This is a genomic window from Pseudomonas sp. KB-10 (assembly GCF_018221585.1).
Classification (GTDB): domain Bacteria; phylum Pseudomonadota; class Gammaproteobacteria; order Pseudomonadales; family Pseudomonadaceae; genus Aquipseudomonas; species Aquipseudomonas yangonensis.
Genome location: NZ_QYYB01000005.1, coordinates 365,484 through 385,462, shown reverse-complemented (window position 1 = coordinate 385,462; position 19,979 = coordinate 365,484). Strand labels below are relative to the sequence as shown.

The 19,979-nt window shown below is 63.6% G+C and carries 15 protein-coding genes; 3 read left to right on the top strand and 12 right to left on the bottom strand.

Going from position 1 to position 19,979, the window contains the following annotated elements:
- Positions 1 to 31: 31 nt before the first annotated feature.
- The 9 genes from DXK50_RS16470 to DXK50_RS16430 all read right to left on the bottom strand — a co-directional run bounded on the left by DXK50_RS16470 (position 32) and on the right by DXK50_RS16430 (position 12,254).
- Positions 32 to 1,411 carry a hypothetical protein gene (locus DXK50_RS16470; RefSeq protein WP_212631062.1) on the bottom strand — a complete coding sequence of 460 codons (1,380 nt, stop codon included), beginning with the start codon at positions 1,409 to 1,411 and terminating at the stop codon, positions 32 to 34.
- An 82-nt stretch (positions 1,412 to 1,493) separates the two neighbouring features.
- Entirely contained in the window at positions 1,494 to 2,642 is a 1,149-nt protein-coding gene (locus DXK50_RS16465; RefSeq protein WP_212631087.1) for an iron-containing alcohol dehydrogenase, read from the bottom strand.
- Between the two features lie 179 nt (positions 2,643 to 2,821).
- Positions 2,822 to 4,192: a sigma-54 interaction domain-containing protein gene (locus tag DXK50_RS16460; protein WP_212631061.1), complete on the bottom strand. Its 1,371-nt coding sequence runs from the start codon at positions 4,190 to 4,192 to the stop codon at positions 2,822 to 2,824.
- A gap of 103 nt (positions 4,193 to 4,295) precedes the next feature.
- A complete protein-coding gene (locus DXK50_RS16455; protein ID WP_012019852.1) occupies positions 4,296 to 5,123 on the bottom strand; it encodes an ABC transporter permease in 828 nt (275 codons plus the stop codon).
- Positions 5,124 to 5,280: 157 nt separating this feature from the next.
- Positions 5,281 to 6,528, bottom strand: a complete 1,248-nt coding sequence (locus tag DXK50_RS16450; RefSeq protein WP_012019853.1) for an ABC transporter permease — start codon at positions 6,526 to 6,528, stop codon at positions 5,281 to 5,283.
- Positions 6,529 to 6,778: 250 nt separating this feature from the next.
- Positions 6,779 to 7,810 carry an ABC transporter substrate-binding protein gene (locus DXK50_RS16445; protein WP_212631060.1) on the bottom strand — a complete coding sequence of 344 codons (1,032 nt, stop codon included), beginning with the start codon at positions 7,808 to 7,810 and terminating at the stop codon, positions 6,779 to 6,781.
- A gap of 53 nt (positions 7,811 to 7,863) precedes the next feature.
- Complete coding sequence (locus tag DXK50_RS16440; RefSeq protein WP_212631059.1) at positions 7,864 to 8,961, bottom strand: ABC transporter ATP-binding protein; 1,098 nt, start codon at positions 8,959 to 8,961, stop codon at positions 7,864 to 7,866.
- 261 nt (positions 8,962 to 9,222) lie between these two features.
- Complete coding sequence (locus DXK50_RS16435) at positions 9,223 to 9,852, bottom strand: response regulator (protein WP_003463520.1); 630 nt, start codon at positions 9,850 to 9,852, stop codon at positions 9,223 to 9,225.
- Entirely contained in the window at positions 9,849 to 12,254 is a 2,406-nt protein-coding gene (locus tag DXK50_RS16430; RefSeq protein WP_212631058.1) for a PAS domain-containing sensor histidine kinase, read from the bottom strand. Before DXK50_RS16430 ends, DXK50_RS16435 begins: the two co-directional genes overlap by 4 nt.
- Positions 12,255 to 12,367: 113 nt before the next feature.
- On the opposite strand from DXK50_RS16430, the gene DXK50_RS16425 reads away from it, so the two are divergent.
- Entirely contained in the window at positions 12,368 to 13,345 is a 978-nt protein-coding gene (locus DXK50_RS16425; protein WP_212631057.1) for an alpha/beta hydrolase family protein, read from the top strand.
- Here the strand turns inward: DXK50_RS16425 and DXK50_RS16420 are convergent.
- From DXK50_RS16420 to DXK50_RS16410, 3 genes are read right to left on the bottom strand one after another with little or no spacing between them, the layout of a single operon-like run.
- Positions 13,342 to 14,103: a DnaJ domain-containing protein gene (locus DXK50_RS16420; RefSeq protein WP_212631056.1), complete on the bottom strand. Its 762-nt coding sequence runs from the start codon at positions 14,101 to 14,103 to the stop codon at positions 13,342 to 13,344. The genes DXK50_RS16425 and DXK50_RS16420 overlap by 4 nt on opposite strands.
- On the bottom strand, positions 14,104 to 14,775 hold the full coding sequence (gene murU / locus DXK50_RS16415; protein WP_212631055.1) for an N-acetylmuramate alpha-1-phosphate uridylyltransferase MurU: 672 nt from the start codon (positions 14,773 to 14,775) through the stop codon (positions 14,104 to 14,106).
- Positions 14,772 to 15,797 carry an aminoglycoside phosphotransferase family protein gene (locus DXK50_RS16410; RefSeq protein ID WP_212631054.1) on the bottom strand — a complete coding sequence of 342 codons (1,026 nt, stop codon included), beginning with the start codon at positions 15,795 to 15,797 and terminating at the stop codon, positions 14,772 to 14,774. The genes murU and DXK50_RS16410 overlap by 4 nt, the downstream gene beginning before the upstream one ends.
- A 124-nt stretch (positions 15,798 to 15,921) precedes the next feature.
- Between DXK50_RS16410 and DXK50_RS16405 the strand changes: the two genes are divergently transcribed.
- Positions 15,922 to 18,684, top strand: a complete 2,763-nt coding sequence (locus DXK50_RS16405) for an LPS-assembly protein LptD (protein WP_212631053.1) — start codon at positions 15,922 to 15,924, stop codon at positions 18,682 to 18,684.
- Positions 18,665 to 19,957, top strand: a complete 1,293-nt coding sequence (locus DXK50_RS16400) for a peptidylprolyl isomerase (RefSeq protein ID WP_161865937.1) — start codon at positions 18,665 to 18,667, stop codon at positions 19,955 to 19,957. Before DXK50_RS16405 ends, DXK50_RS16400 begins: the two co-directional genes overlap by 20 nt.
- The last annotated feature ends 22 nt before the right edge of the window (positions 19,958 to 19,979 follow it).

Genomic DNA, 19,979 nt, shown 5'->3' with positions numbered 1-19,979 from the left:
CACAAGGCTCCGGCTGGTCAATTCGAAAAGCTCACTCGCTTGGCGGCAGATCCTTGGTGAAGGTCTGGTCGTTTTCGCCACGGAACATCTGCGCCCCGTAGATCAGCGCGCACAGGCCGACGCCGATGGCGAAGGCCCAGGCGGCACCCTTGATCGCCAGCACCGCGCCGATTACCCCGGCGATGCCCAGATCACGCTGGCTGCGCGCCTCCATGATGCCCAGGCGTACGCTGACGTAGCCCTGAATCAGCAGGGTCAGCGCCAGTGCTACACCGAGAATCGGCTGCAGCAGGGTGACCACCGGCAACAGCAACAGGCCGGTGTTGGTGCCCCAGCGGAACGAGCCGACGCCACCGTAGATGGACTTCATCGCCTGGGCGCCGCCCTTGAAACGCTCGGTGATCACCACCTGCATGGCCGACCACTGCGGGCCGCACATGGCCACGTCAGGGCCGAAAATGCTCATGAAAGCGTTGCGCCCGCCAAAGATCATGTGCGATCGGTTGGGGTTGAAGTCGACCTTCTCGTCACTGCGGATATGGTCGGCTTCGCCCAGAATGGCCTTGGCGCCCAGTACGTCGCCGAACACCACCAGGTAGGCGGCGAACACGGTAGGGATGGCGGTGATGAACATCATCAACGGCGGCATGCCGAGGCCGAACACCGTGTATTCGTTCCACAGGGTGACGAAGTCAGGCTTGCTGATGCCCCACTCGATACTTGGCCACGGCGCCTCGCCGAAGATCGGCGCGACGAACACCGCCAGCAGGATGATCGGGAAGATGCCCAGCTTGGCGAAGTTCCACCAGAAGCGGCTGCGCTTCTTCAACTGCTGGAAGTGCAGCGAGAACACCAGGTAGAAGGCGATGCCGACGGCGATGGAAATGGTCCAGGGGAAGCTGTCGAAGCGCCCGCCTTCCTTGAACACGGTGACCACCGCACTGAGGCCGGCACCCATGATGATGCCGGCCTTGAGCGCCGAGGGCACCAGCGACACCACCTTGCGCGCCATGCCCGTCATCCCCAGTCCTATGGAGAACGCCCCCAGCATCAACTGGAAGGCGATCAGCGCATGCACCCGCTCCGGGCCCTCCGGGAACTGACTGCAGTAGGCCATCAGCAGGGGGATCGCCGGGGTGATCCACCCCGGCACCACCGGGTCGCCGAGTAGATGGTGGGTCAGGTACAGCAGGCCGTTTAGCATGACCACCGCCAGCGCCACCTCGAAAGGCATGCCGAGGAATTCGGTCATCAGCGGGATTGCCGCCAGGTCCACCGCGCACATGAGCAGACCCTGCATGTAATCGGAGAGTTCGAAGCGGTAGTGAATGAACGGCAGCCGTACCTTGAACGGCCCCAGCGGCCAGTACGCGGTTTCGACGCCCAGATTTTGTTGATGCGGTTCGGACATGTGAATCACCCAATGTTATTAGAGTTGTAAGCAGCGAGCCCCGGCTTGGCCGGGGCTGTTGGTCATCGGTAGCGGCGAGGGTTCAGTAGGCGGCGCGGTAGATCTGCTCGATGTCGCCGGCAGTCAGGCGCCGCGGATTGTTGCGCATCAGGCGGTCGATCTTGCTGGCCTCCTCGGCCATCGCCGGGATGGCATCCTCGGGCACGTTGAAGCTGCGCATGCCCTTGGGGATGTCGACGCTGGCGCACAGCTCGGCCATGGCCTCGACGGCCAGGTCGGCAGCAGCCTTGTCGCTCAGGCCGTGAGTCTGCACGCCCAGGGCGGCGGCGATCTCGGCCATGCGCTCGACGCAGGCCAGCTTGTTCCAGGCCATCACGTAGGGCAGTAGCAAGGCATTGCTGACGCCGTGGGCGATGTTGAAGCGCCCGCCCAGCGGATAGGCCAGGGCGTGCACGGCACCAACCCCGGCGTTGCCGAAGGCCATGCCGGCCATCAGGCTGGCGGTGGCCATGTCTTCACGCGCCTGCAGATCGGCCGGATTGGCGTAAGCCTTGGGCAGCGCCTTGGCGATCAGCTTGATGGCGCCGATGGCCAGGGCGTCGGTGATCGGCGAGGCATTCACCGACAGGTAGGATTCCACCGCGTGCACCAGGGCATCGACACCGCTGGCGGCGGTCACGCTACGCGGACAGGTCAGGGTCATCACCGGGCTGACCAGGGCCACGTCGGGCAGCAGATAGTCGCTGACGATGCCCTTTTTCAGCTGCGCCTGCTTGTCCGACAGGATCGACACGTTGGTCACTTCCGAGCCGGTGCCGGCAGTGGTGGGGATGGCGATCAGCGGCGGGCCCTTGCGCTTGACCTGATCGACACCGAACAGCTCCTCCAGGGCGCCGTCATGACCAACATAGCCAGCCACCGCCTTGGCGATGTCGATGGCACTGCCACCGCCGACACCGATCAGACCATCGTGCCCTCCGTCGCGGTAGACCTTGGCGCAAGCCTCGACTATGGCGATCTCGGGCTCCGGTTCCACAGCGTCGAAAATGCCGTAGGCACGCTCGCCGAGCTGCTTGAGCACGTGATCCACGGTGCCGGACTTGAGCAGGATGGCGTCGGTGACGATCAGTGGATTGTCGATTTTCAGACGGGGCAGCTCGTGCGCCAGTTGCTCCACAGCGCCTTGGCCGGTCAAAAGCTTATTGGCGATCTTGAAGGCAGCGATAGTCATCATCAGGCCCTTTTGTGCATTGTAAAAACTGGACGGGTTCGAGGCCTGCCTTAGCCATTCCTGTGCCAGCTCGCGCAAACCAGCGCCCTAGAAGGCTTGCGTCGATTTGTCACAGCTCGACCCAAGGCCCTAGCGATTAGAAAATCAATCAAAAGATCGCCTTATGATCCATTTCCCAATCATCCCTGTTCCCAGCGTTTCATCTTCTGCACCAGCGTCGCCTGGCTGAGGCCAAGGGCCTTGGCCGCCTCGCGTGTGGTCTTGTGCTGCACCAGTGCCTTGCGGATCAGGCGCCGCTCCAGGTTCTCTACCTGCTTGCGCAGCGGCAGCAGGTTATCGTCGGTAGCGTCTTGGCGAGCCGCGCGCACCTCGTCTGGCAGATCGAACAATTCGATCGACTCGCCGATGCAAGTCACCACTAGGCGCTCCACCAGATTGATCAGCTCACGGATATTGCCCGGCCAGGCATAGTCGGTAAGTTCATCCAGAGCTTCCATGCCCCAGGTCAGCGCGCGGCCATAGCGCTGGTTGAATTCGGCCAGGTAGAACTGCAGCAGCGGCTGGATTTCATCGGCCCGCTCGCGCAATGCGGGTATGTGGATAGGCACGACGTTGAGCCGGTAATAGAGGTCGGCGCGAAAACGCCCTTCGGCGACCATCTTGCGCAGGTCGTGGTGGGTAGCGGTGATGATGCGCACATCGACCTCTTTCAGCTCCAGCCCACCGACCGGAATGAAACGACTCTCCTCGATCACCTTGAGCAACTTGACCTGCAGCGCCAGCGGCAGGTCGCCGATCTCGTCGAGAAACACCGTGCCGTGGTTGGCCAACTCCAGCAGGCCGCGCTTGCCCTTGCTGCCGGCACCCGTGAAGGCGCCCGCGACATAACCGAACAGCTCCGCCTCAATCAGGTTCTCTGGCAGCGCTCCGCAGTTGAGCGCCAGGAACGGTTGCGCGGCACGCGCGCTGCTCTTGTGAATGTATTGGGCGATCAGCGTCTTGCCGACACCGGTTTCCCCCTGTAGCAAGACCTTCACGTCGCTGGCGGCAACCTGGCGGGCCTGGGCGAAAATACGCCCCGAGGCCGGACGATCAGCCACCGGCGAGGCATGGAGCAGGTCGTCACGCTGGCCGGCGTGCAACTTCGCCGTGCTGTTACGTAGTTGCTTGAGCTGCTGCAGCTCGTCGCGCTCGTGCTTCATGCGCAGCAGCTCGGTCATGTCTCGCACGGTGCTGACTACGTAGCGCACCTTGCCGTCGGCGGCAAAAATAGGCGTGCCACTGACCAGCAGGCGTTTGCCCTGACTGACGCTCTGCATCAGCGACAACGCCTTACCCTCCTTCAACACGCGCAGCGACACCGACTGCGAGATGACGCCCTGCTCCACCAGCGCCTGCATGTGCTGGCCGACCACATCTTCGCTGCGCAGCCCAGTCAGACGTTCATAGGCGCTGTTGACCTTAAGAGTGATGCCATCGGCATCGGTGATGTAAAGGCCATCGTGCAGCGCATCGATCAGCTCACGAAATCCGGGATCATCGAAGTCCATCTGGCCGCCTTGTTACACAGGAGAAACGGCACATTCTACGCCCGGAAACGACCAAGGCCCCGCCGGTTTCCCGGCGAGGCCTTGGTCTTACAGTTGCGGCGGTTTATTCCGGCGTCGAAGTGCGCAGCTTCTCGCTACGCCCGCGCAGCCACTCCAGGGTCAGCAGCAGCAGGATGGAGAAGCCGATCAACAGTGTGGCGGCGGCGGCGATGGTCGGCGACAGGTTCTCGCGGATGCCACTGAACATCTGTCGCGGCAGGGTGGCCTGCTCGGGGCCGGCGAGGAACAGGGTCACCACCACTTCATCGAACGAGGTGGCGAAGGCGAACAGCGCCCCGGAGATCACCCCCGGCGCGATCAGCGGCAGGGTCACGCGGCGGAAGGTGGTCAGCGGCGAGGCGCCGAGGCTGGCGGCGGCGCGCACCAGATTGTGGTTGAAGCCCTGCAGCGTGGCCGACACGGTGATGATGACGAAGGGCACGCCCAGTACCGCATGCACCAGAATCAGCGAGATGTAACTGTTGCCCATGCCCAGCGGGGCGAAGAACAGGTAGCTAGCGACACCGATGATCACCACCGGAACGATCATCGGCGAGATCAGCAGGCTCATCACCAGCGCCTTGCCACGAAACTCGCCACGGGTCAGGCCGATGGCCGCCAGGGTACCGAAGACCATGGCCAGCAGCGTCGCGGCCGGCGCGATGATCAGGCTGTTCTTCAGCGAACGCATCCAGTCGGCGGACATGAAGAAGTCTTCGTACCAGCGCAGCGAGAAGCCCTGCAGCGGGTAGACCAGGAAGGTGCCGGAGTTGAACGACAGCGGCACGATCACCAGTACCGGCAGGATCAGGAACAGCAGCACCAGGGCGCAGATGATACGCAGGCCGTAGTACCAGAGGCGCTCGACGGGTGACATGTAGGGGCTGAGCATGGCTGTGACTCCATTTAGCGTTTAGCTCCCCTCTACCGCTTGCGGGAGAGGGGTTGGGGGAGAGGGTTTGGTAAACAGCCGCCCTCTCCCGCCCTTCGGGCACCCTCTCCCATGAATGGGAGAGGGTCATCAGATGGTCTGCTACGCAGACCGCTTTTTAACCAAGCCTCAGCTTGCTGGCGCCGACCAGCCAGCTGTACACCACGTAAAGCACCAGGGTCGCAGCCAGCAACAGGCCGCCAAGGGCCGTGGCCATGCCCCAGTTGATGGTGGTGTTGGTGTAGAAGGCGACGAAGTAGCTGATCATCTGGTCGTTCGGGCTGCCCAGCAGCGCCGGGGTGATGTAGTAGCCGATGGACAGGATGAACACCAGCAGGCAACCGGCGCCGACACCGGCCAGGGTCTGCGGGAAATACACCCGCCAGAAACTGGCGAACGGATGGCAGCCAAGCGACACCGCCGCGCGCATGTAGCTGGGCGAGATGCCCTTCATCACGCTGTAGATTGGCAGGATCATGAACGGCAGCATGATGTGCACCATGGCCACGTAAACACCACTGCGGTTGAACACCAGCTGCAGGGGCTGCTCGATGATGCCCAGCGACATCAGCGCGCTGTTGATCAATCCGCCCGACTGCAACAGCACGATCCAGGCCGCCACCCTCACCAGAATCGAGGTCCAGAACGGCAGCAGCACCAGAATCATCAACAGGTTGCCGGAGCGGGTCGGCAGGTTGGCCAGCAGATAGGCCAACGGATAGGCCAGTACCAGGCAGATGGCGGTGATCACCAGGCTCATCCAGAAGGTGCGGGCGAAGATGTCCAGATAGATAGCCTGATCCGGCGTGGCCTTGGCCAGTTCACCGAGATCGTCGATACGATGATCGAGCGCAGCCAGCAGGTAATAGGGCGTGACCGGCGAGGCGTTGCGGCGGATCACTTGCCAATAGGCGGGATCGCCCCAGCGCTCGTCCAGGTCGAGGAAGGCCTCCTGGTAGGACGCCGGCTCCTCGCGCAACGGCAGCTTGCGTGCGGTGCTGCTGACCAGGCTGCGAAAGCCCGCCAGCTCCATGTTCAGGCGCTTGGACAGATCGCCCAGGCTCTGGTTGCGGCGCGCCTCGACGATGTCACTGGCAATGGCCTGGTACACCGACTCGTCCGGCAGGCCGCGGCCATCCCAGGCACTGATCGCCTCGACGGTGCGCGGCAGACTGCCGACCACTTCCGGGTTGTCGACGCTGCGCAGCAACAGGGCGCCGATGGGCAGCAGGAAGGTCAGCAGAAGGAACAGCAACAGCGGCAGGATCAGCGCCTTGGATTTCAGACGATTGAAACGCTCGGCTCGGGCCAGACGCTGCTTCAGGCTCGGCCCGGGCAACTCGGTGGCAGGCAGTACGGCGGCCATGGACAACTCCGCAAGCAAGAAGAAAATTCAGACGGCCCTGCCAGCAGGCAGGGCCGGATCGAGTCGCAGAACCTGTTCACGAGCTGGCGAGCTAGAGCGATGCAAGGCGCTACGTTAGTAACAGCCTTCGGCTGGTCAAAACACGTGAGGAACGGTCGGAGTCGCGGGCGACTTTACGAGCTGTAAATGAGCATTCCGAACATGTTTTTAACGCAGCAGCGCCGACGCGCAGCAGGTCGTAAATCGGTTCTTAGCGCGCGGCCCAGGCGTTGAAACGTTGCTCCAGCTGCTCGCCGTAGTCAGCCCAGAAGGTCACGTCGATGGCCACCTGGTTGGCGATGTTTTCCGGCGTGGTCGGCATCAGGTTCAGACGCTCCGGCGCGAGCAGATCGATGGCCTGCTTGTTGGCCGGACCGTAGGCGATGTTCTCCGAGTAGGTCTTCTGCGCTTCGGGCTTGACCGAATAGGCGATGAACTCCTTGGCCAGCTCGGCGTTCTTCGCGCCACGCGGGATGGCCCAGGAGTCGAAGTCGTAGATGCCGCCGTTCCACACCACCTGCAGGTTGCTCTCGCCCTGCACCGCGGCGATACGGCCGTTGTAGGCCGAGCTCATCACCACATCGCCGGAGGCGAGGTACTGCGGCGGCTGAGCGCCGGCTTCCCACCACTGGATGTTGGGCTTGAGCTCGTCGAGTTTCTTGAATGCTCGATCCTGGCCTTCCTTGGTGGCCAATACCTTGTACACATCCTTGACCGGCACGCCGTCAGCCATCAGGGCGAATTCCAGGGTGTACTTGGCGCCCTTGCGCAGGCCACGCTTGCCCGGGAATTTCGCAACGTCCCAGAAATCGGCCCAACTGGTCGGCGCCGCGCTGAGCTTGTCGGCGTTGTAGGCCAGCACCGTGGACCAGACGAAGAAGCCGACGCCGCACGGCTGAATGGCGCCATCGATGAAGTCGGATTCATCGCCGAACTGCGCCGGGTCGAGTTCCTCGAACAGGCCTTCATCGCATCCGCGGGCCAGTTCCGGCGACTCCACCTCGACCAGATCCCAGCTCACGCTGCGGGTATCGACCATGGCTTTGACCTTGGCCATTTCACCGTTGTATTCGCCGCCCAGCACCTTGTTGCCGGTTTCCTTCTCGAAGGGTTCGTAGAACGCCTTGACCTGCGCCGCCTTGTTCGCGCCGCCGAAGGATACCGCCGTCAGGTCCACCGCCAGTGCCGGCATGGCGCAGCTAACGCCCAGGGCCAATGCCGCCAGCTTCAGGGATTTCGTCATTCTTATCAGCTCCTCTGTGTTACGGGGTAAAGGTGAAGCACTGCGCGAAGCGCTCACTCGGCTTGGAGTGGGTCGAGCGCGCGGACATGCTCGACAGACCAGCCGAGCGGAACCAGGTCACCAACCGCCAGCTGCGGATCGAGCTCGGCCACGGGTTGCTTGACGTAGAAATCGGATTTGCCGCAGACCTCCATGCGGATGCGCACGTGGTCGCCCAGGTAGATGAACTCGGCGATGCGCCCGGAGAAACGGTTCGGGCAGGCCTCGCTGTGACCGTTGAGGCGGATGCGCTCGGGGCGGATCGACAGGCTCACCGCCTCGCCCACGGCGCCGACGTTGACCGCCGTGGCGCGCACTTCCTCGCCGCGTGCCAGTCGCACCACGCACTCTTCACCCTCTCGGCTGACCAGCTCGCCGGCCAGGCGGTTGTTCTCACCGATGAACTGGGCGACGAAGGTGTTGTGCGGCGCCTCGTAGAGGTCGCGCGGCGGGGCGATCTGCTGGATCTCGCCCTGGTGGAACACGGCCACGCGGTCGGACATGGTCAGCGCCTCACCCTGGTCGTGGGTCACGTAGACCACGGTCACGCCCAGGCGCTGGTGCAGGTGCTTGATTTCCATCTGCATGTGTTCGCGCAGTTGCTTGTCCAGCGCGCCGAGGGGTTCGTCCATCAGCACCAGTTGCGGCTCGAACACCAGCGCACGGGCCAGTGCCACGCGCTGCTGCTGACCACCGGAGAGCTGGCCCGGATAACGATTGCGGAAGCTGTCGAGCTGCACCATGGACAGTGCGCGCTTGACCCGCTCGCTGATGTCGGTGCGCGACATGCCGCGCACACTCAGCGGGAAGGCGAGGTTCTCGGCCACGGTCATGTGCGGGAACAGCGCATAGTTCTGGAACACCATGCCGATGTCGCGCTTGTGCGGCGGCAGTTTGTTCAGCGAACGGCCGTCGAGGAGGATCTCGCCGGCGGTCGGAGTTTCGAAACCGGCCAGCATCATCAGGCTGGTGGTCTTGCCGGAGCCGGACGGGCCGAGCAGGGTCAGGAACTCGCCCTTGCGGATATCCAGGTTGAGGTCTTTGACGATCAGCGTCTCGCCATCGTAGCTCTTCTGCACGCCGCGGAAGCTCACCAGTACATCGTTTGCCATCACACCACACCCTTGTTCTTGTCTCAGGCCGATGACCCAAGATTAGGGCGGCTAAGCAGGGTGAAAAATCGGGCGGGATGACAAGCTGATATCAGGCGCGAGGAGAATCTGCTGTAGGAATTGCCCTACAAAATCCGAGTATTTGCTTCGGTTTTCGAGCGCCCGACGAAGCGTAGGAGCGGCTTCAGCCGCGAAGCTCCCGTAGTCAATTCATCGCGGCTGAAGCGGAATGCCGCGCAGCCGCTCCTACAGATTCCGCTATCAGACCAGACGGTGCTCCATCGCGTAGCGCACCAGATCGGCCATCGAATGGGCGCCTAGCTTCTGCATCAGGCGCGCCTTGTGCGTGCTCACGGTCTTGTTGCTGATCGCCAGGTGCAGGGCAATATCGTTGACGCCCTCCCCTCGCACGAGACGCTCGAATACCGAGAACTCGCGCTCGGACAGTTGTGCATGAGGCGGACGCGAATCGGTCAGGCCAACCTCGAAAACCATGCGATCGGCCAGGGCCGGGTCGATATAGCGACCACCGCTGGCCACCTTGCGAATCGCGGTTATCAGCAGCGCCGGGTCGCTGTCCTTGGTGGCGTAACCGGCAGCGCCAGCCTTGAGCGCACGGGCCGCCATCTGCGCCTCGTCGTGCATCGACAGCACCAGAATCGCCGGCGCCTCGGTCAGCGCGCGAATGCGCGGAATGGCCTCCAGACCGTTGACGCCCGGCATGGAGATATCCAGCAGCACCACGTCGCAAGGCGTACGGCGCAGTACCTCGAGCAGCTGCTCGCCGTTGCACGCCTCGCCCGCCACCTCGAGATCGCGGGCCATGCCGATCAGTTGCTTGATGCCTTCCCGCACGATGGTGTGGTCTTCGGCCACCAGTACCCGAATCACGCCGCGATCTCCTCATCCAGGGTTATGCGCGCGTACAGCGTAGTGCCCTCACCCGGCCGGCTGTCAATCTGCAACTGGCCGCCGAGCATGAGCATGCGCTCCTGCATGCCGACCAGACCGAAGGACTGCCCGGGCTTGCGCATGGCGGCATCGAAGCCCTTGCCATCGTCGCTCACCGACAGGCACAGATTGCCCGCTTCCTGCCACAGGCGCACCACCACACTGTGCGCGCCGGCATGACGCATGACGTTGGTCAGTGCCTCCTGGAGGATGCGGAACAGGCCGATGGCCTGAGCATCGGGCAAACGCGGCAAATGCTCGGGCACCTCCACCAGACAGGGGATCTGCGTGCGCTCCTCGAAGCGGCGCACCTGCCATTCGATGGCCGAGGCGATACCGGCATCGAGAATCGGTGGACGCAACGCCGTGGCCACGTCGCGTACCAGCTGGAACAACTGGGCGATCAGGCGCTTCATACTGGCCAGGCGCTCATCCAGTTCGGGAATCTGTCCGGCGCAGACCAACTCGCACATGGCGGTTTCCAGCTTGAGCACCGTCAGCACCTGGCCCAGTTCGTCGTGCACCTCGCGGGCGATGCGCGCCTTTTCCTCCTCACGCACGCTTTCCAGATGCGCGGACAGTTCGCGCAGGCGCGCCCGCGAGTCGGCCAGCGCCAGCTCGGCCAGCTTGTTCTCGGTGATGTCCCAGAGAATGCCGTCCCAGACCACCCGACCGCCGCCGAGCGAACGCGCGGTGGTGCGGATGTCGGCCCACAGCACCTCCTGCTCGGCAGTGAGGATGCGCCCCTGCCAGTACCAGTCGCTCTCGCCTTCCAGCGCCAGCGTCTGGCTGTTGAGGTAGCTGGGGAGATCCTGCGGGTGCACCAGGCTGCGAATGCCGCGATCCTCGCGCTGCAGCTCATGCGCCGGCCAGCCGACCATCTCCTGACTGGCCTCGCTGATATAGGCGAAGTTGACTGTCTGCCCCGGCCCGGAGCGCTCCAGGCGAAACACCAGGCCGGGCACGTTGCCGGCGATGCCCTTGAAGCGCGCCTCGCTCTCTTCCAGTGCCGCGCGCGCACGGCGGCGCTCGGTCACGTCGCTGAGAAACACCACCAGATATTCGGCCTGACGATAGCGCAGAAAGCTCAGCGAAACGTCGGCCGGCATGCGGCTACCGTCGGCGCGCAGGCAATCGATTTCGAAACTTGTCGAGCCACCGCCCTGTTCGCGCACCTGCTTCCACAGGTTGAGCCAGCGATCCATGTCGAGGCCCGGTTCCAGCAGGCTCAGAGGCTTGTCCACCAGCTCACCGGCGGCGTAGCCGAGCATGCGTTCGGCAGCGCGGTTGGCATAGCGCAGGTGACTGTCCCAGTTGACCCAGAGAATGCCCACCGTGCTGTGATCGATGGAGAACTGGCTCAGGCGCAGCGCCTCGGCCGCCTGCTGGTGGCGGTCCAGCTCGCCGCGCGCGCCCAGCAAACCCCGTTCGAGCAGGCGCGTCTGCTGACGCTGGCGGTAGAGCGCCGTGGCGCCGATCAGCAGCAGCAACGCAAGAAACAGCGTGAGGGTCTTCCAGAAGCCGACAAAATCGCTGGACTGCGGGTAACGCAAGGGCATCCAGGTTTCGCGCAGTTCCTCCAGCTCGCGCGCAGGCAGTGCCTGCAGGGTCCGATCAACGATGCCGGACAGCGCTGGCTGGTCGCGGCGCGTGGCCAGGCGCAGCAACTGCGGCAGACCGATGTCGCCGACGATGCTCAGGTTGGCGAAGCGTGATTCCCGCAGCAGCAGGCTGAGGCTCGCTTCATCCAGCACCGCGTAACTGACCTCCTGATTCAGCACCCGCTGCAACGCGGCGCGTTCCGAAGATGCGGCGCGCAGGCGCAGGTTGGTATGGGTGCGCTCCAGGTATTCGGCAGCCTGACTCGGTGAGCGCACAGCGACCATCTGCTCCAGCGGCAGTTGATCGAGATCCACCGCACCGTTGCCGCTGCGTTCGCCCACCACCAGATGCGGCACGCGCAGGTAGGGCATGGAGTAATGCCAGATGCGCAGGCCGGCTGGCGTCTGCTGCAGCCCCGGCGCCAGGTCCACCTCACCCGCGCTGGCCGCTCGCTCCAGCGACTCGTGGTCCGCATACAGGCGCCAGTCAGGGACTACGCCCATGCCCTCCAGCAAACGCTGCATCAGCTCGACATTGGCCCCGGTCAGTTGCCGACTCTGACCGCGCTGAACCCAGGGCGCCTGCTGGACCAGGCCCACGCGCAGCACGGGATGTTCCCTGAGCCAGGCACGCTGCTCGGCATCGAAAGCCGGGCGCAGCGGCATGCGCGGGTTTTCAGCACAGGCGTTGGAGATCACCAACAGCAGCAACAGGGAGAGGGAGGAAAGAAGGGATTTCATGCACGGCGAATCCGCTGACGCGATCCCATACCTTACTCCAGTCTTGCCCGAGTCGCCTGACAAAAGCGGAGCGCGGCATTAGGCTCTGTAGCAGACGACCAGGAGCCTCATCGATGCGCCTTCATTCACTAGCACTGCTCGGTTTCTGCCTGCTCTCCTGCCCCGCAGCCTGGGCCGAAGAGCCGGTCGAGGACGCGCCGGCTGATACTATCGACGCCCCCGGCGCGAACGAGCGTCCGCTGCTGCCCGAACGCAGCATCAGCGACGCGCAGACGCTGGAGCAACGCCTGGACAAGCGTGAACAGCAAATGCTGCAGGCTGGTGCCGAGAGTTTTCTCGCCCTGTGGCTGCCGGCCAACGTCGGCGAGCCCAGCGGTGCGGTGATCCTGTTGCCTGGCGACGTGGAAAACGCCGATGGCGCTGCCGCAGTCGGCCCGTTACGGCGCAAGTTGCCCGATGCCGGCTGGCACAGCCTGAGCATCACCCTGCCCGATCCCGACGGCGACCCGCTACCGCCGCGCACCACAGCCGTCGAAACGCCCCCCGCCACTGAGAACGAAGCCACCGACGCCGTGCCGGAAAACGCTGCCGAGGATTCGCCGGAGCCGCCAGCCGCACCCGCCGCTCCGGAAATCAGCTCCGAACAGCGGCGCCAGGCGCATGTCGAGCGGGTCATGGCCCGCATCGAAGCGGCCATCGCCTTTGCCCAACAGCAGCAGGCCAAGGAGATCGTGCTGCTGGGCCACGGCAGCGGCGCTTACTGGGCTGCGCGTTACCTGAGCGAGCGCAAGCCGGACAATGTGCACAATCTGCTGATGGTCGCAGCCGAGTTGCCAGCAGGCTTCGCTCCACCGCTGGACGAATTGGTGGCGCAGTTGCCGGTGGCCACCGGCGACTTCTATTACAAGGATCAGGTCACCGACCGCACTGCGGCCCTGAAACGCCTGCAGGCGAGCAAACGTGCCAAATTGCCCACCTATATCCAGGTGTCGATGAAAGCTCTGCCGGGGAATCTGGACGTGCAGCAGGAGCAGCTCTACCGTCGTTTGCGCGGCTGGCTACAGCTGCATATCCGCGCGACCGGCAGCTAGCGCAAGCCTCGACGCTGGCGGATCAGCGCATAGGCCTGATGCAACTGACGAGTGGTTTCGGTCGCTTCCCGAATGCGTTCGGGCGAAGCGCCGGAACCAGCCAGCTTGTCCGGGTGATGGCGACTGAGCAGGCGCCGGTAGGCACGCTTGATCTGCTCGGGCTCGCTGCCCTCGGCGACGCCCAACAGACGCAGCGCTTCCTGATAGCTGCCGCCCGCCGGTGCCGGTTGCTGGCTTCGACGCGGCGCATATTCCTCGCCCAGGCTGTCGAGCCGGGCACTGTCCCAGCCGAGCCATTTGCCCCACAGCAGGATCAACTCGTGCTCGCTAGGCGATACCCGCCCATCGACCCAGGCCATGCGCCAACAGGCCCGCAGCATCGCATCGGCGTGCTGGCGCTGGCGCTGCAGCGGCCTGCGCAGATTGTCGCGCCCGGTCTTGCCCCGGGCGAAGGCTTCGATAGCACGGCGCTGAGCAGCGGCGTCCAAGCCGAGTCGCTGCATTTCCGAGCGCGCCTGCTGGATATGACTCTGCACCACACGGCCGCCGCTCTTGGCCAGGCGCCCCAGCATGAGAAACAGCAGGTCATCGTCGGCTGGAGCCGCGCGGCCGCCCAGACGTTGGCGCAGATTGTCCCAGTCATGCAGGCGCAAGCGCCGATCCAATACCTGCCCGAGCAGACCGCCAAGCAAGGCGCCCGGGATGCTGGCCAGGGCCAGTCCGGCCGCAGCGCCTAGCAGAGTCGCCGGCCAAAGCACCTAGCGTGCCTCCTGCAGCAGACGCTCGACTTCAGCCAGGCGCTCGTGCGTGCCGACATCGATCCAGCAGCCGCCGTAATGCTCACCACTGACCTGCCCTGCCGCCATCGCCTCGCGCAGCAACGGCGCCAGCTTGAAGGCGCCTGGAGCACAGGCAGCGAACAGACGCGGATGCAGCACGGCAAGACCGCTATAGGTCAGCCGCTCGCCCATCGTGCCGCTGTCCTGCACCTGGCCGGCGGCCAGGACGAAGTCGCCCCGCGGGTGATGCGCAGGGTTATCCACCAGCACCAGATGCGCCAGACCGGCGAGCGGTTGGCGTAACGCGGCAAAGGCGTAGTCGGTGAAGACATCGCCGTTGACCACCACGAAGGGTTCATTGCCCAGCAGGGGTAGCGCCTTGAAAATGCCGCCGCCAGTTTCCAGCGGCTCACCTTCGGCCGAATAAAGGATGCTCACGCCAAAGCGCGCGCCATCGCCGAGGTAATCCTCGATCTGCTGGCCCAGCCAGGCGTGATTGATCACCAGCTCGGTGAACCCGGCGGCGGCGAGGGCGCGGACGTGATACTCGATCAACGGTACGCCGGCCGCCTTCACCAGCGGTTTCGGCGTATGCAGGGTCAGCGGACGCAGGCGTTCGCCCTTGCCGGCGGCGAGAATCATCGCCTTCATGCAAGCGCCCCTTCTTCTATCGCCAGGCTGGCGAACAGTTCATCCAGCTCGGCCAGCTCCGGCCGACGCGCCAGCACCGCCTGGATATAGGCGAAGAAGCGCGGCACGTCGCCCAGATATTTGGGCTTGCCGTCGCGGTGGCAGATGCGTGCGAAGATGCCGATGACCTTGAGGTGGCGCTGCACGCCCATCAGATCGCTGGCGCGCAGGAAATCCTCAAGCGATGCCTGAACCGGGATACCAGCAGCCCGCGCCCGCTCCCAGTAGCCCTGCAGCCAGCCTCGCACGCGCTCCTCGGGCCAGCTGAGGAAGGCATCCTTGAACAGGCAGGTGATGTCGTAGGTAACCGGGCCATTGACAGCATCCTGAAAGTCCAGCACGCCGGGGTTGGGTGCGCTCTGCATCAGGTTGCGCGGCATGAAGTCGCGGTGCACCACGACCTTGGGCTGCGCCAGGGCACTGTCGATCAGCAGTTGGCTGACGCGTTGCCAGGCGGATTGCTGCTCGGCGGTAAAGGTGCGCCCCAGATGGCGCTGCACATACCACTCGGGGAACAGCTGCAATTCACGACGCAGCAAGGCGTCGTCGTAATGCGGCAGGTTGCCATCGAGCGGCAGGCGCTGCTGCTTGAGCAATGCCTCGATGGCGTCGTCGAACAGCTCATCGGCGTTGTGCTCGTCGATCACGTCCAGGTAGGTCTGGCGGCCCAGATCATCGAGAATCAGAAAACCCTGCGCGAGGTCGGCGGCCAATACCTGCGGCACATGCACGCCGGCACTGGCCAATAGCGCAGCGATACGGACGAACGGCTCGCAGTTCTCCTGCGGGGGAGGCGCATCCATCAGAATCAGGCTGCGCTCCCCCGCCTGCCAGCGGAAATAACGACGAAAACTGGCGTCGCTGCTGGCGGCAGTGAGCTCGGCGGCAGGCACTGCCCCCCAGCCGCGTGCGGCGAACAGAGCGGGCAGTTGCCCGGCGAGCCAGGCTTGCAACTGTTGCAGACGTACATCGTGTTCAGACATCAAGGGGTCTCCGACGGCGCTAGCCGTTGCGCGGGTCATGCTTTATTATCCAGCATCTTTTTCAGCCCATCGAGAGGCGTGCGGCCCCTGGGCCGGTAGCGCGCAGGAAGCCCGGACTAACAAGATGGCAGTAAAACACCCCGCGTTCCGCAAGAAATTCCCACTGCTGGTTACCGGCAGTTTTCTGGCCTTACAGCCCGTGTTCAGCCTACAGTCCTTTGCCGCCGAGCAATACGATTGCCAGGCGTCGCCAACAGGCGGCTGGGCATGCGCGCCGAAATCAGCCGCCAACGCCCTGCCACCACGTCCGGTGCACAGTCGTGACGCTGTCAGCAGCAGCGGCACGACCGGCGAGGCGGTAGCCAAGCAGGACGCCGCTCCGGTGCTGGTGACCGAGAGCAAGGGCCGCGCCCTTGCCTCGCGTAGCCCTGACTACAGTCACTTGGACTGGGTCCCGCGCGATAAGTTGACCGCAGCGCAGCTGGCCGAGGCCGGTCCGTACTGCGCAGGCGCCTACATCGAGCCGCTGCGTCCGGGCATGGATGACACCACGCCGCTGGACGAGTCGCCGATGTACGTGTCTGCCAAGGCCTCGCGCTTCGAGCAGGAAAAACAGATCGCTACCCTCGCTGGCGATGTGGTCCTGCGTCAGTCCGGCATGCAGGTCGAAGCCGATGAAGCCAGCCTGCACCAGACGGAAAACCGTGGTGAGCTGGTCGGCAACGTGCGTCTGCGTGACAAAGGCACCCTGGTGGTCGGCGACCGCGCCGAGCTGCAGCTGGATAACGGCGAAGCCCGTATCGACAACGCCGAGTACGTCATGCATCAGGCTCACGTACGCGGCAGCGCGCTCTACGCCAAGCGCGAAGAGACCGCAATCATCCGTCTTAAGGACGGCACCTATACACGCTGCGAGCCGGGTGACAATGCCTGGCACCTGAAGGGCAACAACGTCACGCTGAACCCGGCCACCGGCTTCGGCACCGCGACCAACGTGACGCTGCGGGTCAAGGACATTCCGGTGTTCTACACCCCGTACATCTATTTCCCGATCGACGACCGTCGCCAGTCCGGCTTCCTGCCGCCCAGCCTCGGCACGTCGAGCAGCAATGGGTTCTCGCTGCAAACGCCCTACTATTTCAACCTGGCGCCGAACTACGACGCCACGCTCTACCCGACCTACATGGCCAAACGCGGCCTGCTGATGGAAGGTGAGTTCCGCTACCTGACCGAAAGCAGCGAAGGCCAGGTCGGCGGCGCCTGGCTGAATGACCAGGAAGACGAGCGCAAACTGCAGTCCGAGTACGAAGACCAGCGCTGGATGTACAGCTGGCAGCACAGGCAGGGGCTGAACTCACGCCTGCTGGCCGAGGTCGACTATACCGACATCAGTGATCCCTATTACTTCCAAGATCTGAACACCGACCTGGGCATCGAAACCCAAACCTATGTCAACCAGCGCGGCACCCTGACCTATCGCGGCGACAGCTACACCGCGCGCCTGAATCTGCACGCCTACGAGCTGGCCAACATCACCGATGTGACCCCGTACGACCGCCTGCCGCAGATCACCCTGGACGGCAAACTGCCCTTCAACCCGGGCGGTCTGGATTTCACATACGGTTCAGAGCTGGTTCGTTTTGATCGTAGCCTGCGAAGCGGGGAGTTCATCAACAAGGACGGTGTCTCCGAAGGTCCATGGCACGATGCGAATATTTCTGGTCTGGCTCGTGCCAATGGCACGCGGCTGCACCTTGAACCCGGCGTGAGCCTGCCGCTTGACTGGAGCTGGGGCTTCGTCAAACCGCAAGTCAAGTATCTGCAGACCAATTACGATTTGGATCTCGACCAGCGCGGTAAAAACACACTCCTGCCCAACGAGCAATACAGCAGCAGCCAGAACCGTGGCGTAGGTCTGTTCAGCGTCGACAGCGGTCTGTACTTCGACCGCAACACAACGCTATTCGGTCGCGAAGCACGTCAAACTCTTGAACCGCGCCTGTTCTACCTCTACGTTCCTGAAGAAGATCAGACCGACATCCCGGTATTCGACAGCAGCGAAAGCACCTTCAGCTATGCGTCGCTGTGGCGTGAAAACCGCTTCACCGGCAAGGATCGCATCGGTGACGAGAACAAGATGTCGCTGGGTGTGACCAGCCGCTGGATCGAGTCCAACGGGTTCGAGCGTCAGCGCATCAGCCTCGGTCAAGCCTTCTATTTCGAAGACCGCAAGGTACAGATGCCGGGCATCGACTACCGCACCCGCGAAGAAGCCCAGTCGTCGGTTTCGCCGTACGCCCTGGAATACATGTACCGCTACAATCAGGACTGGCGTTTCACCTCAAGTTTCAATTGGGACCCAGACAGTCACCGCACCCGTTCCGGCAGCGCCATGTTCCACTATCAGCCTGCCGACAACCCGCGCAAGATCATTAACGCTGGCTATCGCTATCGTAATGACACCCTCAACTACGACCAGAGAACCGGTCGCTGGTCGTACGGTGGCGATTACGGCACCCCAACGGATTCGTACTACATAAAGGACTACTACAAGATCGACCAGCATGACTTCTCCGTCATCTGGCCGTTGGCTCCGCAGTGGAGCCTGATCTCGCGCTGGCAATACGACTACGGCCGCAACCGTACCCTCGAAGCCTTCGGTGGCTTCGAGTACGACAGCTGCTGCTGGAAGCTGCGCCTGATCAACCGCTACTGGATCGATTACGACGAAGTCAGCCTCGACCCATCGCGCAACGACGAGCCGGACCGCGGCATCTTCCTGCAGATCGTCCTCAAGGGCCTCGGCGGCGTTGTTGGCAACAAGGTGGAAACTTTCCTCGACCAAGGCATTCAAGGTTACCGTGAACGTGAAGACCAAGCTTTCTGATTGCCTGCGCCCCCTGTTGTTGGGCGTAGCGCTACTGGCGGCAACGGCTCAGGCCCAGGTTCGCCCACTGGACCGCGTCGTGGCCATCGTCGACAACGATGTGGTCATGCAAAGCCAACTCGATGCGCGCCTGCGTGAAGTGCAACAGACCATCGACAAGCGGGGCGGCTCCCTGCCACCCGAGCACGTGCTCAGTCAGCAGGTGCTCGAGCGCCTGATCATCGAGAACATCCAGCTGCAGATCGGCGAACGCTCCGGCATTCGCATCACCGACGAAGAGCTGAACCAGGCCATGGGCACCATTGCCCAGCGCAACGGCATGAGTCTGGAGCAGTTCCGCGATGCCCTGGCACGTGACGGCCTCTCCTATGCCGACGCCCGTGATCAGGTGCGCCGCGAGATGATCATCAGCCGCGTGCGCCAGCGCCGGGTCGCCGAGCGCATCCAGGTGACCGATCAGGAAGTGCAGAACTTCCTCGCCTCCGATCTGGGCAAGATGCAGCTGTCGGAGGAATTCCGTCTGGCCAATATCCTGATTCCGGTTTCCGAAGGTGCCTCCTCCAGCGAAATCCAGGCCGCCGACCGTCAGGCGCAGGAGCTGTATCAGCAACTGCAGCAAGGCGCGGACTTCGGCCAGCTGGCGGTCTCTCGCTCAGCCAGCGAGAACGCTCTGGAAGGTGGTGAAATGGGCTGGCGCAAGGCCGGTCAGCTGCCGCCGCCCTTCGATAGCATGATCAGTCAGCTGAACCCGGGCGAGGTCACCGAGCCGGTGCGTACACCGGGCGGCTTTATCATCCTAAAGCTGATCGAGAAGCGTGGTGGCGACACTCAGGTGCGTGACGAAGTGCATGTCCGTCACATTCTGATCAAGCCCAGCGAAATCCGCAGCGAAGAGGAAACCCGCCGCCTGGTCGAGCGCCTGTATCAGCGTATCGTGGATGGCGAGGATTTCGCCGAGCTGGCCAAGAGCTTTTCCGAAGACCCGGGCTCGGCGCTCAACGGCGGCGATCTGAACTGGATCGACCCCAACGCGCTGGTGCCCGAGTTCCGTGAGGTGATGAACAATACCGCCAGTGGCGAGCTGTCCAAACCGTTCAAGAGTCCTTACGGCTGGCACGTGCTGCAAGTTCTGGGGCGCCGCGCCACTGACAGCAGCGCGCAGTTCCGCGAGCAGCAAGCTGCCAATCTGCTGCGTAATCGCAAGTACGATGAGGAACTGCAGGCCTGGCTACGCCAGATCCGCGACGAAGCCTACGTCGAAACCAAGCTGTAAAAGCCGTTTCGAAAGACAAAAG

Bases quoted from the DNA above. Each gene is read 5' to 3' on its own strand.
- murU (WP_212631055.1), bottom strand. From the start codon at position 14,775: ATGAAGGCGATGATTCTCGCCGCCGGCAAGGGCGAACGCCTGCGTCCG.
- DXK50_RS16460 (WP_212631061.1), bottom strand. From the start codon at position 4,192: ATGGACTTCGATGATCCCGGATTTCGTGAGCTGATCGATGCGCTGCAC.
- DXK50_RS16470 (WP_212631062.1), bottom strand. From the start codon at position 1,411: ATGTCCGAACCGCATCAACAAAATCTGGGCGTCGAAACCGCGTACTGG.
- DXK50_RS16425 (WP_212631057.1), top strand. From the start codon at position 12,368: ATGCGCCTTCATTCACTAGCACTGCTCGGTTTCTGCCTGCTCTCCTGC.
- DXK50_RS16465 (WP_212631087.1), bottom strand. From the start codon at position 2,642: ATGACTATCGCTGCCTTCAAGATCGCCAATAAGCTTTTGACCGGCCAA.
- DXK50_RS16405 (WP_212631053.1), top strand. From the start codon at position 15,922: ATGGCAGTAAAACACCCCGCGTTCCGCAAGAAATTCCCACTGCTGGTT.
- DXK50_RS16450 (WP_012019853.1), bottom strand. From the start codon at position 6,528: ATGGCCGCCGTACTGCCTGCCACCGAGTTGCCCGGGCCGAGCCTGAAG.
- DXK50_RS16430 (WP_212631058.1), bottom strand. From the start codon at position 12,254: ATGAAATCCCTTCTTTCCTCCCTCTCCCTGTTGCTGCTGTTGGTGATC.
- DXK50_RS16455 (WP_012019852.1), bottom strand. From the start codon at position 5,123: ATGCTCAGCCCCTACATGTCACCCGTCGAGCGCCTCTGGTACTACGGC.
- DXK50_RS16440 (WP_212631059.1), bottom strand. From the start codon at position 8,961: ATGGCAAACGATGTACTGGTGAGCTTCCGCGGCGTGCAGAAGAGCTAC.
- DXK50_RS16445 (WP_212631060.1), bottom strand. From the start codon at position 7,810: ATGACGAAATCCCTGAAGCTGGCGGCATTGGCCCTGGGCGTTAGCTGC.
- DXK50_RS16410 (WP_212631054.1), bottom strand. From the start codon at position 15,797: ATGTCTGAACACGATGTACGTCTGCAACAGTTGCAAGCCTGGCTCGCC.